General features: G+C 46.3%; 17 protein-coding genes. 13 read left to right on the plus strand and 4 right to left on the minus strand.

Annotation, left to right across the window (positions count from 1 at the left end; genetic code table 11):
• The first annotated feature begins 14 nt into the window (after window positions 1-14).
• The 12 genes from QTN94_RS03235 to QTN94_RS03290 all read left to right on the plus strand — a co-directional run bounded on the left by QTN94_RS03235 (window position 15) and on the right by QTN94_RS03290 (window position 12,444).
• Window positions 15-524: an OmpH family outer membrane protein gene (locus QTN94_RS03235; protein ID WP_331416118.1), complete on the plus strand. Its 510-nt coding sequence runs from the start codon at window positions 15-17 to the stop codon at window positions 522-524.
• A 6-nt stretch (window positions 525-530) separates the two neighbouring features.
• Complete coding sequence (gene lpxD / locus QTN94_RS03240; RefSeq protein ID WP_331416117.1) at window positions 531-1,562, plus strand: UDP-3-O-(3-hydroxymyristoyl)glucosamine N-acyltransferase; 1,032 nt, start codon at window positions 531-533, stop codon at window positions 1,560-1,562.
• A 95-nt stretch (window positions 1,563-1,657) separates the two neighbouring features.
• Entirely contained in the window at window positions 1,658-2,110 is a 453-nt protein-coding gene (fabZ, locus tag QTN94_RS03245) for a 3-hydroxyacyl-ACP dehydratase FabZ (RefSeq protein WP_138973449.1), read from the plus strand.
• A 1-nt stretch (window position 2,111) separates the two neighbouring features.
• Window positions 2,112-2,900 (plus strand): acyl-ACP--UDP-N-acetylglucosamine O-acyltransferase, encoded by a 789-nt coding sequence (gene lpxA / locus QTN94_RS03250; protein WP_331416116.1) that lies wholly within the window; start codon window positions 2,112-2,114, stop codon window positions 2,898-2,900.
• A gap of 92 nt (window positions 2,901-2,992) precedes the next feature.
• Window positions 2,993-4,135: a lipid-A-disaccharide synthase gene (lpxB, locus tag QTN94_RS03255; RefSeq protein WP_138973447.1), complete on the plus strand. Its 1,143-nt coding sequence runs from the start codon at window positions 2,993-2,995 to the stop codon at window positions 4,133-4,135.
• A gap of 4 nt (window positions 4,136-4,139) precedes the next feature.
• Entirely contained in the window at window positions 4,140-4,757 is a 618-nt protein-coding gene (gene rnhB / locus QTN94_RS03260; protein WP_331416114.1) for a ribonuclease HII, read from the plus strand.
• Window positions 4,758-4,847: 90 nt separating this feature from the next.
• The gene (gene dnaE, locus QTN94_RS03265; protein ID WP_331416113.1) at window positions 4,848-8,327 is read left to right on the plus strand and encodes a DNA polymerase III subunit alpha; all 3,480 of its coding nucleotides are present in this window, start codon (window positions 4,848-4,850) and stop codon (window positions 8,325-8,327) included.
• Between the two features lie 38 nt (window positions 8,328-8,365).
• Window positions 8,366-9,325: an acetyl-CoA carboxylase carboxyl transferase subunit alpha gene (gene accA, locus QTN94_RS03270; protein ID WP_138973444.1), complete on the plus strand. Its 960-nt coding sequence runs from the start codon at window positions 8,366-8,368 to the stop codon at window positions 9,323-9,325.
• Between the two features lie 96 nt (window positions 9,326-9,421).
• On the plus strand, window positions 9,422-10,741 hold the full coding sequence (gene tilS, locus QTN94_RS03275) for a tRNA lysidine(34) synthetase TilS (protein ID WP_331426849.1): 1,320 nt from the start codon (window positions 9,422-9,424) through the stop codon (window positions 10,739-10,741).
• Between the two features lie 50 nt (window positions 10,742-10,791).
• Window positions 10,792-11,106: a c-type cytochrome gene (locus QTN94_RS03280; RefSeq protein ID WP_331416110.1), complete on the plus strand. Its 315-nt coding sequence runs from the start codon at window positions 10,792-10,794 to the stop codon at window positions 11,104-11,106.
• Between the two features lie 101 nt (window positions 11,107-11,207).
• Window positions 11,208-11,546, plus strand: coding sequence for a nitrogen regulatory protein P-II (glnB, locus tag QTN94_RS03285; RefSeq protein ID WP_331416109.1), 339 nt, complete (start codon window positions 11,208-11,210; stop codon window positions 11,544-11,546).
• 55 nt (window positions 11,547-11,601) lie between these two features.
• Complete coding sequence (locus QTN94_RS03290) at window positions 11,602-12,444, plus strand: endonuclease/exonuclease/phosphatase family protein (RefSeq protein ID WP_331416108.1); 843 nt, start codon at window positions 11,602-11,604, stop codon at window positions 12,442-12,444.
• 4 nt (window positions 12,445-12,448) lie between these two features.
• On the opposite strand, the gene QTN94_RS03295 is transcribed toward QTN94_RS03290, so the two are convergent.
• From QTN94_RS03295 to gloB, 3 genes are all read right to left on the minus strand, one after another.
• Window positions 12,449-13,135 (minus strand): YIP1 family protein, encoded by a 687-nt coding sequence (locus QTN94_RS03295; RefSeq protein ID WP_269376703.1) that lies wholly within the window; start codon window positions 13,133-13,135, stop codon window positions 12,449-12,451.
• Window positions 13,132-14,694, minus strand: coding sequence for a LysM peptidoglycan-binding domain-containing protein (locus QTN94_RS03300; RefSeq protein ID WP_331426851.1), 1,563 nt, complete (start codon window positions 14,692-14,694; stop codon window positions 13,132-13,134). Before QTN94_RS03300 ends, QTN94_RS03295 begins: the two co-directional genes overlap by 4 nt.
• 70 nt (window positions 14,695-14,764) lie before the next feature.
• Window positions 14,765-15,523, minus strand: coding sequence for a hydroxyacylglutathione hydrolase (gene gloB / locus QTN94_RS03305; RefSeq protein ID WP_331426853.1), 759 nt, complete (start codon window positions 15,521-15,523; stop codon window positions 14,765-14,767).
• A gap of 38 nt (window positions 15,524-15,561) precedes the next feature.
• On the opposite strand from gloB, the gene QTN94_RS03310 reads away from it, so the two are divergent.
• A complete protein-coding gene (locus QTN94_RS03310) occupies window positions 15,562-16,305 on the plus strand; it encodes a class I SAM-dependent methyltransferase (RefSeq protein ID WP_138973437.1) in 744 nt (247 codons plus the stop codon).
• Here QTN94_RS03310 and rnhA read toward each other — a convergent pair.
• A complete protein-coding gene (rnhA, locus tag QTN94_RS03315) occupies window positions 16,302-16,766 on the minus strand; it encodes a ribonuclease HI (protein ID WP_138973436.1) in 465 nt (154 codons plus the stop codon). The genes QTN94_RS03310 and rnhA overlap by 4 nt on opposite strands.
• Window positions 16,767-16,769: the final 3 nt, after the last annotated feature.

Raw genomic sequence — 16,769 nt, forward strand, 5'->3', positions numbered from 1 at the left:
TAGAGGAAATAAAAGTGAATAAAACGATTAAAGCGGCTGGTCTAAGCCTTGTTGTGATGACGTCTTCTTTTTTTGCAAATGCTGCTGAAGCGGCGCAAAAGATCGGCTATGTGAATACAGCTCAAGTATTTCAAGCGCTTCCTCAACGTGAAGTCGTATTGCAAAAAATGCAAGAAGAGTTCAAGGACAAAGCTGACGAGCTAAAGGCGATCAAAGCGCAAGCAAAAACGAAGATTGAGAAGTTGCAGCGTGATGGTGAACTACTTGGTCAGGAAGAAGTAGAGAAACTACGTATTGAAATTGGTCAGCTTGATAGCAAGTACAAGATCAAGGGCCAAGCTTTGGAACAAGCTAGCGCACGTCGTGAAGCAGAAGAGAAGCAAAAACTGTTTATAACTATTCAGGATGCAGTGAAAAAAGTGGCTGAAAAAGAAGGCTACGACATTATTGTTGATATTCAAACTATGCAATACGGCAAACCTGAATTCAACGTGACAGAAAAAGTAATTAAACAACTAAAATAATTGATTATGGCGACACTTTCTTTAGCCGAATTGGCGACGATTACCGGGGGCGAGCTACATGGTGACGCGAACGCGACAGTGACCATGGTAGCGCCGATGGATAAAGCACAGGCAGGTCACGTTACCTTCCTGTCTAATCCTAAGTATGCAAAACACTTATCAGACTGCCAAGCAACAGTTGTAATGGTAAAAGAAGCGCAACGTGAACTGTGCGTGGGTAATGTACTGGTCGTCGCCGATCCGTATGTCGCGTTTGCAAGAGTCGCTCAAGCGCTTGATACCACTCCGATGCCAGCGGAATCAATCGCTCCGTCTGCTGTGATTGCGAGTGACGCTAAGTTGGGTACCAATGTTTCTGTTGGTGCGAATGCAGTGATTGAATCCGGTGTGGAACTGGGCGATAACGTTGTGATTGGTGCTGGATGCTTTATTGGCAAAAACGCCAAAATTGGTGCGAATACCAAACTTTGGTCAAACGTGAGCATTTACCACAGTGTTGAGCTAGGTGCAGATTGCTTAGTGCAAGCCAATACAGTGATCGGTGCTGATGGTTTTGGATATGCGAATGAAAAAGGTGAGTGGATTAAGATCCCTCAACTTGGCACTGTTCGTATTGGAAACCGTGTTGAAATCGGCTCATGTACGACGATTGATCGTGGTGCACTGGATGACACTGTTATTGAAGATAATGTTATTCTCGATAACCAGTTGCAGATCGCTCATAACGTACACATCGGATATGGTACTGCCATAGCTGGTGGTACCATTGTTGCGGGCAGTACTAAGATCGGAAAATACTGTATCATCGGCGGCGGCGCTGTGATCAATGGTCATATTGACATTGCCGATGGCGTTACTATCACAGGTATGGGGATGGTAATGCGTGGTATTGAAGAGAAAGGTATGTACTCTTCAGGTATTCCGCTACAAACGAACAAAGAGTGGCGAAAAACTGCGGCACGTGTTCATCGAATTGACGATATGAACAAGCGCTTGAAAGCTGTAGAAAAACAGCTAGAAAATAAAGAAGACGCCTAGTTCTAGATGAAACTAAAAAGGCTCGCGTATTGCGGGTCTTTTTCATCTATAATGCCTCTCAGATACAAATTAGCATTCAACATAGGAATATGACTTTGACTACTGAAAACAAAACGATGAACATCACTGAAATTCAGGAATTACTCCCTCATCGCTACCCATTTTTGCTGATTGATCGTGTTATTGACTTTCAAGAAGAGAAATACCTTACTGCGATTAAAAACGTTTCAGTGAATGAACCTCAGTTTACAGGTCATTTCCCTCAACTACCTGTATTTCCAGGCGTACTGATCCTTGAAGCGATGGCACAGGCGACAGGTCTACTCGCATTCAAATCATTTGGTGCTCCTTCAGAAAACGAACTTTACTATTTTGCTAGTGTTGATGGTGCGAAATTCCGTAAACCGGTTGTTCCAGGTGACCAGCTAGTGATCGAAGTAGAATTTATCAAAGAGCGTCGCGGCATTGCTGCATTCAAAGGCATTGCAAAAGTGGATGGTGACGTTGTCTGTTCTGCAGAGCTAAAATGTGCTCGTCGAGAGTTTTAATATGATTCATGAAACGGCTCAAATTCATCCTTCAGCAGTGATTGAAGGAGATGTAAAGATTGCTGCCAACGTGACGGTTGGTCCGTTTACCTATATCTCAGGTAATATTGAGATTGGTGAAGGCACTGAAATCATGTCTCACGTTGTCATTAAAGGTCATACTACCATTGGTAAAGACAACCGTATTTTCCCACACGCTGTTATTGGTGAAGAGAACCAAGACAAGAAGTATGGTGGCGAAGCGACAACAGTTGTGATTGGTGATCGTAACGTTATTCGTGAAGCGGTACAGATTCACCGTGGTACGACTCAAGACAAAGCTACAACTGTGATTGGCAATGACAACCTACTGTGTGTTAATGCTCACATCGCCCATGACGTTATCGTTGGTAACCACACACACGTGGGTAACAACGCTATCCTTGGTGGACACGTAACGGTTGAAGATTACGCTGGTGTTATGGCACTGTCTGCGATTCACCCATTCTGTAAAGTGGGTGCTTACAGCTACATCGGTGGTTGTTCAGCAGTGGTGAAAGACGTACCGCCATACGTATTAGCGCAGGGTAATCATGCGACTCCATTTGGTCTGAACCTTGTAGGTCTACAGCGCAATGGATTTGAAAAAGCAGAACTGCGTGCACTACGTAACGCTTACAAAGAGTTTTACCGTGCAGGCAAAACTCAAGCTGAAGCCAAAGTCGTTTTGGAGCAGATGGCTAAAGACTGGCCTTCAATCAAGCACTTCATTGAGTTTGTGGAAACGTCTGAGCGTGGTGTTATTCGCTAACCCAGCAGTCAAATGAATGGTAAAAGATCGTAGTCTTTCGGCTGCGGTCTTTTTTGCGTTTTAAAGCAATAAATCAGATAGGTCAGTCAGCAATGGAAAAACCATTACGAATTGGAATTGTCGCAGGCGAATTGTCAGGGGACACGTTGGGTGAAGGCTTTATCAAGGCGATAAAAGCGAAATATCCAGATGCAGAATTCGTTGGGATCGGCGGGCCGAAGATGATCGCTCAAGGGTGCCAATCACTGTTTGAGATGGAAGAGCTCGCGGTGATGGGATTGGTTGAAGTATTAGGTCGACTGCCGCGTTTGCTAAAAGTCAAAGCTGAGTTAGTTAAGTTCTTCACCGATAATCCTCCAGATGTATTCGTTGGCATTGATGCACCGGACTTCAACTTGCGACTTGAGTTAGATTTAAAGCAAGCGGGAATTAAAACCGTCCATTATGTTAGCCCGTCGGTTTGGGCGTGGCGCCAAAAGCGTATCTTCAAGATTGAAGCTGCAACCAACTTAGTGCTGGCTTTCTTACCATTCGAAAAAGCCTTCTATGACAAGTTTAATGTTCCATGTGAGTTTATCGGCCACACATTAGCGGATGCCATTCCTATGGAGTCGGCTAAGGCACCAGCACGCGAGCTATTAGGTTTACAACAAGATAAGCAATGGCTAGCGGTATTGCCAGGTAGCCGTGGCAGTGAACTTAAGATGCTGGCTGAGCCATTTATCAAAGCTTGTCAGTTGCTGCATAAGCAATATCCAGAGTTAGGTTTTGTCGTTGCCTTGGTCAATGAAAAACGCCGTGAGCAATTTGAACAAGCTTGGCAACAAATCGCGCCAGAACTCGATTTTAAATTGGTTAATGACACGGCGAAAAACGTCATAACCGCAGCGGATACTGTGATGCTGGCATCAGGAACGGTCGCACTTGAATGTATGCTGCTCAAACGACCAATGGTAGTTGGCTACCGAGTCAATGCGATTACCGCGTTCATTGCTCGTCGTCTAGTGAAGACCAAATACGTTTCACTCCCCAATATTCTTGCTGACCAAGAGTTAGTCAAAGAGTACCTGCTTGAAGAGTGCACACCGGAGAATCTCTCTCGCGAAGTCACTCGTCTAATTGAAAATGGTGGTGAAAAGATGATTGAAAAGTTCACTGAAATGCATCACTGGATCCGTAAAGATGCCGATAACCAAGCCGCTCAAGCGGTGCTTAAACTGATCGGCAGAGAGTAAGACAATGACAAAACAGACAAAAGAACTCCCGCCATTTGAATACCCAATGGGTTATCAGTTAATCGCGGGGGTTGACGAAGTAGGGCGTGGTCCTCTTGTTGGTGATGTGGTGACGGCCGCTGTTATTCTTGATCCTAAGAATCCAATTGAAGGCTTGAATGACTCAAAAAAGCTGTCAGAGAAAAAACGCCTCGCCTTATTACCTGAAATTCAAGAGAAGGCGTTGGCATGGTCAGTTGGCCGTTGCAGCCCGGAAGAAATTGACCAGTTAAACATTTTGCAAGCGACCATGGTTGCCATGCAGCGCGCCATCGCAGGGCTGTCAATTCAACCCGATCTCGTGCTTATTGATGGAAACCGCTGCCCACAGCTCCCTATGGACTCACAGGCGGTTGTAAAAGGTGACCTACGAGTTGCGGAGATCAGTGCTGCTTCCATTATTGCAAAAGTGGTTCGTGACCAAGAGATGGAAGAGCTGGACAAGCAGTATCCAGAGTTTGGGTTTGCAAAACATAAAGGCTATCCGACTAAGGCGCATTTTGATGCGATTGAGCAGCATGGTGTGATCGATCAACACCGCAAGAGTTTTAAACCCGTTAAACGGGCTCTTGGCATCGAGTAGAAAGCCCTGTTAAGGGGTATATAAGTACGCGTTTTTCACTTAAAATACCCAATTGTCTTCCCAAATTAGTTATCTTTCTGGACGATATTCATGTCAGACCCTAAGTTTATCCACCTTCGAGTTCATAGTGACTTTTCCATGGTTGACGGCTTGTCAAAAGTACCACCATTGGTGAAGAAAGTGGCTGAATTGGGCATGCCAGCGGTGGCGTTGACGGATTTTACCAACCTCTGTGGTTTGGTTAAGTTTTACGGTACCGCGCATGGTTGTGGGGTTAAGCCGATCATCGGTGCCGATTTCTTGATGCAGTCGGCTGGGTTTGGTGATGAGTTAACAAAGTTGACGGTTCTAGCGGCTGACAATGTCGGTTACAAGAACCTAACGTTGCTTATCTCAAAAGCGTATTTGCGCGGTCATGTTCAGCACCAGCCTGTCATTGATAGAGAGTGGCTAGTTGAACTGTCTGAAGGTGTTATCTTACTGTCAGGCGGTAAAAATGGCGAAATTGGTAAGGCGTTATTGAAGGGCAACCACAAAGTAGTGTCTGAGTGTGTTGAGTTTTATCAAACCCATTTCCCAGATCGCTTTTATCTTGAGCTGACGAGAACCGGACGCGCCGATGAAGAGACGTATCTTCACTTCGCGTTGGAGCTAGCGGAACAAGCGGAGCTGCCTGTCGTAGCGACCAATGATGTGGTTATTCTCGATGAGTCCCTGTTTGATGCCCATGAAATTCGTGTTGCCATTCACGATGGCTACACTCTAGAAGACCCTCGTCGACCAAAAAACTACAGCCCTCAGCAATATTTGCGTAGCGAACAAGAAATGTGTGAACTTTTCTCAGACATTCCTGAAGCGCTTGAAAACAGTGTTGAAATTGCTAAGCGTTGTAACGTCACGGTACGTCTTGGCGAGTACTTCCTACCCGCCTTCCCAACTGAAGGGATGAAAGAGACCGAGTTTTTGGTCATGAAGTCTAAAGAGGGCTTAGAAGAGCGACTTGAGTTCCTTTTCCCTGATCCTCAAGTTCGTGCACAACGACGACCTGAGTATGATGAGCGCCTTGATGTTGAACTGGAAGTTATCAATAACATGGGCTTCCCAGGTTACTTCTTGATCGTAATGGAGTTTATCCAGTGGTCAAAAGATAACAGTATTCCAGTAGGGCCTGGCCGTGGTTCTGGTGCGGGCTCTCTCGTTGCTTACGCGTTGAAGATCACCGATCTTGACCCACTTGAGTATGACCTACTTTTCGAACGATTTCTTAACCCAGAGCGTGTCTCCATGCCCGACTTCGACGTCGACTTCTGTATGGACAAGCGCGATCAGGTGATTGATCACGTCGCAGAAATGTACGGTCGTGACGCCGTGTCTCAGATTATTACCTTTGGTACGATGGCGGCAAAAGCGGTAATCCGCGATGTAGGTCGTGTGCTTGGGCATGGCTTTGGTTTCGTTGATCGAATCTCCAAGCTGGTACCACCCGATCCAGGCATGACCCTCGAAAAGGCATTTAAAGCAGAGCCAGCATTACCTGAGTTGTATGAAAACGACGAAGAGGTAAAAGAGCTTATCGACATGTGTCGCATTCTAGAAGGGTGTACACGAAATGCTGGTAAGCACGCGGGTGGCGTAGTTATCTCTCCGACGACTATTACTGACTTTGCTCCGATATACGCGGATGCAGAAGGTAACTTTCCAGTTACTCAGTTTGATAAGAATGACGTAGAAACGGCGGGTTTGGTTAAGTTTGACTTCTTGGGTCTGCGGACACTGACCATCATCGACTGGGCTTTAGGCTTGATCAACCCTCGTCTTGAGCGCGAAGGTAAGCCAGCCGTCGCCATTGAGTCGATCCCTCTTGACGATCAGGCGTCATTTAACGTACTGCAAAACTCAGAGACGACAGCGGTATTCCAGTTGGAATCACGCGGTATGAAAGAGTTGATCAAGCGACTTCAGCCAGACTGTTTTGAAGATATCATCGCACTAGTAGCCCTGTTCCGTCCTGGTCCGTTGCAATCGGGCATGGTAGATAACTTTATTGACCGTAAGCATGGTCGAGAGGCAATCTCATACCCAGATGAAACTTGGCAGCACGAGTCTTTAAAAGAGACGCTTGACCCAACCTACGGCATCATCCTGTATCAAGAACAGGTAATGCAAATTGCCCAGATCCTTGCGGGTTATACTCTGGGTGGCGCAGACATGCTGCGTCGTGCGATGGGTAAGAAAAAACCGGAAGAGATGGCCAAGCAGCGCGGCACCTTCAAAGAGGGCGCGGAGAAGAACGGAGTTGATGGCGAGCTGGCGATGAAGATCTTCGACCTTGTGGAGAAGTTCGCGGGCTACGGCTTTAACAAATCTCACTCAGCAGCCTATGCGCTTGTCTCTTACCAGACGCTTTGGTTAAAGACGCATTACCCAGCCGAGTTTATGGCCGCGGTAATGACTGCTGATATGGATAACACAGAGAAGGTCGTTGGCCTAGTTGATGAGTGTTTCCGTATGAAGCTAAAGGTGCTTCCACCCGATATTAATGCAGGTCTATACCGCTTTAATGTCGATGAAACGGGGGCTATCGTTTACGGTATCGGCGCAATTAAAGGGGTGGGTGAAGGCCCGATTGAAGCCATTCTTGAAGCGCGGAATAAAGGTGGCTACTTCAAAGATCTGTTTGATTTCTGTGCGCGTATTGACCTCAAGAAAGTGAATAAGCGAGTTATTGAAAAACTTATCTATGCAGGTGCTCTTGATCGCCTTGGGCCGCACCGAGCTGCGATGATGGCATCACTTGCGGATGCCGTAAAAGCAGCCAGCCAACACCACCAAGCGGAAGCATTTGGGCAAAGTGATCTTTTTGGCGTTCTGACAGAAGCTCCTGAAGAAGTTGAGCACAAGTACATCAAAGTTGAGCCATGGCCTGAGAAAGTCTGGCTAGAGGGAGAACGTGACACACTTGGCCTTTATTTAACAGGGCACCCTATAAATGCGTATAGTAAGGAACTTGGCAAGTACACCAGTTGTCGATTAAAAGATGCAACACCAACAAGGCGCGATCAGAGCGTGACTCTGGCTGGTCTGGTTATTGCTGCTCGTGTCATGACAACTAAACGTGGTACCCGTATCGGTCTTATGACGCTGGATGATCGCAGTGGCCGAATGGAGGTCATGCTGTTTTCTGATGCGCTCGATCGCTACGCAGAATTGTTAGAAAAAGATAAAATATTGGTCGTTTCAGGACAGGTCAGCTTTGATGATTTCAATGGTGGTCTTAAAATGTCCGCGCGCGAGGTCATGGATCTCGGAACCGCTCGTGAAAAATATGCACGGGGCCTATCGGTTTCAATTGATGAATCTCAAATTAATGACCGATTTTTTGAGCGGTTTAGTCAAATACTAGAGCCTCATAGGGCGGGGAGCGTTCCTGTCCATGTATACTACCAACGCTCAGATGCGCGAGCGCGTTTAACGTTGGGTACAGAATGGCGAGTTACGCCAAGCGACGCATTATTAGATGATTTAAAACAACTACTTGGGAAAGGCCAGGTAGAACTCGAATTTAACTAAGTTCGGTAGAAGGTTACCGAATAAGAAAGGATCTATAGATGAGCCTGAATTTTTTAGAATTTGAAAAACCAATCGCAGAGCTAGAAGCAAAAATTGAAGCACTACGTGATGTCTCTCGTCACGGTGGTGATTCTGGTGTTGATCTTGATAAAGAGATCGAACAGCTAGAGAAAAAAAGCTTAGAACTAAAGAAGAAAACATTTAGCGACCTTGGTGCTTGGGAAACTGCCCAACTTGCTCGTCACCCATTACGTCCTTACACACTTGATTACATCGAGCATGTTTTCACTGAGTTTGATGAGTTGGCAGGTGACCGTCACTACGCTGATGACAAGGCGATTGTGGGTGGTATGGCTCGTCTAAATGGCCGTCCAGTCATGGTTATTGGTCATCAGAAAGGTCGTGAAACAAAAGAGAAAGTGAAACGTAACTTTGGTATGCCAAAACCAGAAGGTTACCGCAAAGCGCTACGTCTAATGCAAACGGCAGAGCGTTTTAATATGCCGATTATTACTTTCATCGATACCGCGGGCGCGTACCCAGGTGTTGGTGCAGAAGAACGTGGTCAATCTGAAGCTATCGCGACCAACCTAAAAGTGATGGCGGGTTTGAAAGTGCCTGTTATTTGTAACGTTGTAGGTGAAGGTGGTTCTGGTGGTGCACTTGCTATCGGTGTAGGCGACTACGTAAACATGCTTCAGTACTCTACTTACTCAGTGATTTCTCCAGAAGGTTGCGCTTCAATCCTATGGCGTGATTCTGACAAAGCGCCACAAGCTGCAGAAGCAATGGGTCTTATCGCTCCTCGCTTAAAAGAGCTTGAATTGATTGACGAAATCATCGAAGAGCCACTAGGCGGCGCGCATCGTGATCACCTTCAGATGGCTAAGAACATGAAAGATACGTTAGTTCGTCAGCTTGAAGAGTTAGAACAGTTCGATAATGACACGCTTCTTGAACGTCGTTACCAACGCCTAATGAGCTACGGTTACTGTTAATCTATACGGATTATGCTTAAAGGCTGAACTAGGGTTCAGCCTTTTTTTGTTTTCGGTGATAAACTGGTGTTTTGAATCGTCAAGTGCTTTCTATTTATGAGTCTTAAGTCCCACTTTGCCACTGTTATTGAACGTCACGCTCAAGCTCAAGGTCGTCTTGTGCTTGGGTTAAGTGGCGGATTGGATTCACGAGTTATGCTCGACTTGATGGCCGAGTACAGTCGGAGTCAGCAGACTGAGTGTCTAGCGGTGCATGTTCATCACGGATTAAGTGTCAATGCCGATCAGTGGGCGCGACAGTGTCAGCAATGGTGTCAGCAACTCAATGTGCCTTTAGTAATTGAAAAAGTACAACTGGATCGCAAAGGGCGTAGTTTAGAAGAGAGTGCCAGAGAAGCGAGATATCAGGCGTTAGTTAACCATCTCGAGAACGGTGATCTATTGCTGACAGGACAGCATGCCGATGACCAAGTAGAAACATTCCTACTCGCTCTCAAACGGGGAAGTGGACCTAAAGGCTTGTCTGCGATGGCAGAGGCGATGCCATTTGCACACGCTAAGATTGTCAGACCACTATTGACGATAAGCCGTCAACAGATAGAAGGTTACGCTGAGCAGAAGCAGCTAACTTGGGTGGAAGATGAGAGTAATCTTGACCAGCGCTTTGAGCGTAATTTTATCCGACATACTGTCTCTCCACCGCTGACGGAGCGGTGGCCTTACTTCAATCAAGCTGTCCAGCGGAGCGCAGAACTGTGTGCGGAGCAAGAGGCATTGCTTGATGAATTGATGAGTGACAAGTTGAACAGTGCGCTTCACAGTGATGCGAGTCTCGATATCAATACGTTGGCCACCTATAGTGAGTTGGTTCGAACTCGAGCATTGCGTATGTGGTTAGCTCGGCAAAACGTTCGTATGCCTTCGCGTGAACAGTTGAAGCTTGTATGGCCACAGGTTGCTTGTGCTCAGCAAGATGCAAATCCTCAGCTCGCGTTGATTGACGGACAAATCAGACGTCACGCCAATCGGCTCTATTTCGTCAGAGAGTGGCAACCTTTGGTGGAGTGGCAGCAAGATCTTCGATTCGATCAAGCGTGTGTATTACCAGAAGATTTAGGCCGCTTAGTTCTTCGCAGTTCACCGCATGGACAATTATCAAAACAAGCACTAAGCCAGGGACAGCTACAGGTAATATTTGATCCTCAGGGGTTAAGTGCGCATCCCGTTGAGCGTAGGCACAGCAGAAAACTCAAAAAATTGTTCCAAGAATATGATGTACCTAGCTGGCTACGACGTAGAACACCTATAGTAATTTGTGATCAGCAAGTTGTTGCGGTGGGTGATTTATTTATGGATCGTCATTTTGCAGGTCAGGATTGTGAACTCGTCTGGGACAAGCCATTGTTGTTTATGTAAAATTGTATACATAATAACGCACAACTAACATGGAATTATAAGGAAGAGCAATGAAGAAATTCGCAATTGGATTGGTATTAGGAATGGGGCTACTAAGTGGTCAGGCGTTGGCAGCTGGTGATGCAGCAGCAGGGCAAGCAAAAGCCGCGGTATGTGCTGCGTGTCATGGTGCTGATGGTATTGCAATTATCCCTGGTTATCCGAATCTAAAAGGTCAGAATGAACAGTACCTTGTGTCTGCAATCAATGCGTACAAAAATAAAGAGCGTAACGGCGGTTTAGCGGTTGTGATGCAAGCGCAGGCTGCAGCATTAAGTGATGCTGATGTAGCTAACCTTGCTGCATACTACGCAAGCTTGAAGTAACCGAGTTGTGAGAAATCAGCCCGAGCATGATTCGCTCGGGCTTTTTATTACCTAGTTATCGTGGGATAATGGCGCAAGTAACAATAGTTTAAGGGATGAACATGAAAAAGATTGAAGCCATCATTAAGCCATTCAAATTAGATGATGTCCGTGAGGCACTGGCGGAAGTAGGCATTACAGGCATGACGGTATCAGAAGTAAAAGGCTTCGGACGTCAGAAAGGTCATACTGAGCTATATCGTGGCGCTGAGTATATGGTCGACTTTCTACCTAAAGTAAAGCTTGAAATTGTTGTCACTGACGAAGTGGCTGATCAGTGTGTCGAGACCATTATTGAGACAGCGCAAACGGGTAAAATTGGCGACGGTAAAATCTTTATCACCGATGTTGAGCGTATCGTTCGAATCCGAACTGGCGAAGAAGACGAAGACGCAATTTAAAGATACACCTTGGAAAAAGAGCCGCATGGCTCTTTTACTTTTTGGATAGTGAGAAATGAATAAAGCTCGTTGGTTTGTAGTTGCTCTGCTTCTCGTTGGTACAGCACTGATTGGATATAAGAGCGTTTTTAGTTTGCCTTCTCAGGCTCAAATAACGTCATATGACCATGATTCAGAACAGCTATCCCTGACATGCTACGAAAACCCAACGACCAAACAGCTTGATCAAAACCAGCAAATTAGCTTGTTGGTGTGGAATATCTATAAGCAAAATCGATCTAACTGGAGCTCGAGCTTGAGCAACTATGCTCAAGGTAAACAACTGGTCTTGCTGCAGGAAGCCAGCATGACGGGGGAGCTGAGAGAGTGGCTGAAGCAAGGGCGGTGGTTTGGTAGCCAAGTTGATGCTTTTAAAGCGTTTGATACCACGGCTGGGGTGCTGAATTTATCTTTGAATACGCCACTAAAAGCTTGTGCATATACAGAGCTTGAACCTTGGCTTCGTCTACCTAAATCGGCACTCTACGCACTCTATCCGTTGTCAAATGGGCAACAACTTGCGGTCGTGAATATCCATGCGGTCAACTTTACCTATGGCACTGAAGAATATCATCGTCAGTTAAACGTATTGGCACAGGAACTCAGTGAACATCAGGGGCCAGTGATTGTGGCAGGCGATTTTAATAGCTGGAGCCAAGAGCGTTTGAGAGTGATGTCCGAAGCGCTAAGTTCATTAGGATTAAAGGAGGTGACCTATGACAGTGATAACCGGACTCAGTTTATGACCGGCTTACCTTTGGATCATGTTTTCTATCGTGGACTTACGTTGGAAAAAGCAGAGGCGCCAGTCTCTGACGCCTCTGATCACAATCCAATCTTAGTGACTTTTCACTTATAACCGATTAAAAAATGACAATATAAAGTGCCCAGATCAGGTAGTAGGCTAGCCATGGAAGCGCTGAAATGGCAAGAGCCTGACCTCGTTCAAACTCAGTCCAAGTCCCGACCGCGGCATAGCCCAAGGCAATGTACCAAGGGAGCAGTATTGGGAATGAACTGGCAAATTGAGACCAAGGATTGGTGAGTGGCAGCTTGAGAAAACCATTAAGGCTATTGAGATCTGCGGCATAAACTAACACCTGACCATGTTTCAGTAGCGCACTTACGTAACTTGCTAAGTCGCCAATGATAGCAGGGAAGGTAATGACTGCACTCGCGGCGAACCACTTCCAAAAGCCATGTTGATGCTGGCTTGGCTTCGTTGCTAGGTTGAACCAAAATGCTAGCATCAAGATAGTTAGAGTTCTGCCTGCAATATCGCTGATGATTTCGCTGGCCATAAGGGTGTTTGCGTCTAAAAGCTCAAGTTGCTTAGGATTCGTGACCGCCAACTGAGCCGCAAGCGTTTCTCTCAGCCAATCAAAGTTGACCATATCAAAGTACGCTCCCCAAAATAAAAATGGAGAGAGAATCAAGAAAATGTATGGTTGCCAGCCCCAAGCTCCACGTTGGTAGAGAGCGAGAAAACAGGCGCTAGGCGAACGGAAGATATCGACCAGCATAATAATAGGGTTACTTGAGGGGCTCATACACTTACCTTAGTTACATCAACATACAGCTTCAGCTTTTGACCTGGTTTGAGGTACTTCTGATTGCTCAGATCATTCCATTTGACGATGTCATTGGACTTCACTTTAAATTTGGTGGCAATACCACTGATCGTGTCTCCTGAGCGAACGCTATAGAAGACGGTTCTGACGACGGCGCCATCAGAGCTATTTTTCCAAATAACCAGTTTCTGCCCAACTCGCAGGGTATCTCTTGGTCCCATTCCATTCCATTTCGCAAGAGATTGGTGAGACACTTTGTTGGCTTTGGCAATGGACCATAAGCTATCGCCAGAACGTACCGTATGAGTCAGTTTGTACTGACCTCGACTTTCAGACTGCGTTTTAGCTAAGCGGTTTGATGCGCTGAGGGCATACGCTTTGTCGTCACGAGTTGAGGTCGGAATCATTAAGTGTTGGCCGACTCGGATGTTATTGCCGCTAATATTATTCGCAGTGCGGATGACTTGGGCTGTCGTGTTATATTTCTCAGCCAAAACACTCAAAGTATCGCCGGATTTCACTTTGTAGCGTACCACTTTCATCCCTTTACCACGGTTTTTACTAGCCGCACTGTTAAACTGAGCGACGTTGTCGATAGGTAGCAGCAGCTGGTGTGGACCATCTGGTGCTGTGGCCCATTGGTTGTATGCTGGATTCAAACTTTGCAGATCTTTGACACTGATACCAGCGTAGTTAGCCGCGATAGCAAGGTCGAGCTGTTCTTTGGGGTTGACCAATTCCACAACCTGTCGGTTGGCGATAGGTGGGATTTCAATGCCGTATTTTTCTTGATTGGCGACAATGTCTGCCAGAGCCAGTAATTTTGGCACATAACCACTGGTTTCTTTTGGTAAGTCGAGAGAGAAGAAGTCGATTGGCTTACCGAGTTTGTTGTTTTTGCGGATAGCGCTGGAGACGCGGCCGCCACCGCTGTTGTACGCGGCAATCGCGTGTGTCCAATCGCCATCAAAACGCTTATTTAGGTAAGTCAGGTAATCGAGTGCAGCATCTGTCGCAGCGGGGACATCGCGACGACCATCGTACCAGAAGTTTTGTTTGAGACCGTACATCTCGCCCGTACCGGGAACAAACTGCCATAAACCAGCGGCACTACCATGAGAGTAAGCGAAGGCATCAAATGAACTTTCAACGACAGGAAGAAGTGCCAGTTCCAGTGGCAAGCCACGTTGCTCGATCTTCTCTGTAATCAAATATAGGAAAGGTTCGGCGCGTTGCGAAACCGTTTTTAAATGATTTGGATGCTTCAAATACCATGTGCGGTAGTAATCGACCAGTTGGTGATCAGGGATCGGCATATCGAGTTGCATCGCGATACGCTGCCAGACGTCTTGCTGAGTTTGCGGTGTGACCACCGGCTCTACTTTGACTACCGGTTTTTCAGGCTGAGCTACAGGCTCAGTCGGTGTTATGGTTGGATTGTTGGTATCTGGAGAGACGGCTTCTCCAGAATCGGTCGGCTGGGTAAGCTGACAACCTGCTAAGAGTAATGCCAATACCCAGCTGTGTTTAACTCGCATTGCACAGCCCTTTTTCTATTTGGCTGCTGATAATACTTGCCTCTCTCAGTAGGTGACAAGCAGCAAATCGTTAAAATTCGTTCTTCCACTCACGTAATGCAGTAAAAATCGCGAGTGGATCAGTTTGAGAGGTTCTATTTGATACGGAGCGGATAACGCTAGGCTGATCGGTACGCAAAAATGGATTGATCCACTTTTCTCGTCGAATGGTAGTCGGTAACGTCGGTTTGTTTTGCGCTCTTAAGCGGTTTACTTCGTCTCGATATTGTTGCAACTGACTATTATCTGGTTCAACGGCCAGTGCAAAGGCCAGATTGCTGGTGGTGTACTCGTGTGCACAGTAGACCTCCGTCTCTTCTGGCAAGGCTGCGAGTTTGTTGAGAGAGTTATGCATCTGTTCCATCGTTCCCTCAAATACGCGCCCACATCCGGCAGAGAATAGCACGTCACCACAGAATAGCTTTCCATCTCCGACATAGCCGATATGGCCACTAGTATGGCCTTCTAGACCTAGAACAAAAAAGATTTCATTAAATAGCTCTAATTGATCTCCTGCATCGACGGCATGAGTTAAGGTGGGTACAGGTTCGTTGGCGGGGCCAACAACATCGACGCTAGGAAACTGTCGTACCAGCTCAGCAACACCACCAATATGGTCATTGTGGTGGTGAGTAATGAGAATTGCCTCTAAATTCAGTTCGTGCTCTTTTAGGTAAGTGAGGACTGGGGTCGCGTCACCTGGATCAACCACAGCACAACGACGATCGCTATTTTCAATTAGCCAGATGTAATTATCATTAAATGCGGGTATGCTTTTGATATTCAACATGGTTGTGTCTCCAGTTACCAGGGTGAAGCAGGTTATATATGAAACCAGCACTTAGCAGAAAAAAGCTTGAAAAGCCTCATTCATGGTCTCAGCTAAAAAATGGCCAGTGGGTCAGTGATTCAATTCAAACCCGCATTGACGAATGGTGCCCAAAACTATTCGGATATCACCTACTTAAGCTGGGCGGGTTGAGCTGCGAGTTAACCAGCTTCAACTGTAACATTCAACATCAAGTTCACTTAGATATCCAGAACCCTTTGCACAATGTGATTGCAGATGGTTACGATTTGCCCTTTCTGGAAAAAAGTTTCGATGCCGTGCTGATGTCCCATCAACTTGACTACTGTAACGATCCTCATCGTATGTTACGAGAAGTTGACCGAGTCATGATTGATGATGGTTACCTGATTATAACGGGTTTCAACCCAATCAGTTTTACTGGGCTTGCGAGCTTAATGCCTTGGCGACGTAACAATTTACCATGGAGCGGTCGGATGTTTACGCCCAATCGAGTTAAAGATTGGCTTGGGCTATTAAACTATCAGGTGTTGGAGTGCGACAGTTACGCACTGTTCCCTATGCAGAAATATCGCACTATGTGGACTTGGTTGGAGAACAGTCTTGGCGATTGGGCGGCACCTGCGGGAAGTCTCTATTTTATCGTGGCACGAAAACGTACTTATCCACTCAAGCTAATTAAGCCTCACTGGAAGTTAAAACGAAAATTGACGCCAGTTGGCGTCAATTACAAAGTGTCGAGCCGACAGTCTAGCTCCAACTAGCTAGGCTGATAACCGACATCTTCATCGGTTGGGTTTTCCGCTGCGGTACGGGCTAATTCATCACACATTTCGTTTTCTCTATGCCCTGCGTGACCTTTGACCCAGCGCCAATCGATGCTATGGCGCTGGGTTTCTGTATCAAGCGCTTGCCAAAGATCGGCATTCTTAACGGGTTTCTTGTCTGCTGTTTTCCAGCCGCGCTTTTTCCAGTTGTGTATCCACTGAGTAATACCTTGACGAACATATTGACTGTCGGTCGTTAGAATTACGTCGCATGGCTCTTTTAAAGCTTGCAAGGCGACAATGGTAGCCATCATTTCCATACGGTTGTTTGTGGTAAGGGTAAAACCTTTGGCGAGCGTTTTTTCGACCTGTTTATAGCGGAGTACGATTCCGTAACCACCAGGACCTGGGTTACCTAAACAAGAACCATCAGTGAAAATTTCCACCTGTTTCGTCATGAT

Origin of the sequence: Vibrio sp. M250220 (assembly GCF_036533795.1) — a bacterium.
Classification (GTDB): Bacteria; Pseudomonadota; Gammaproteobacteria; order Enterobacterales; family Vibrionaceae; genus Vibrio.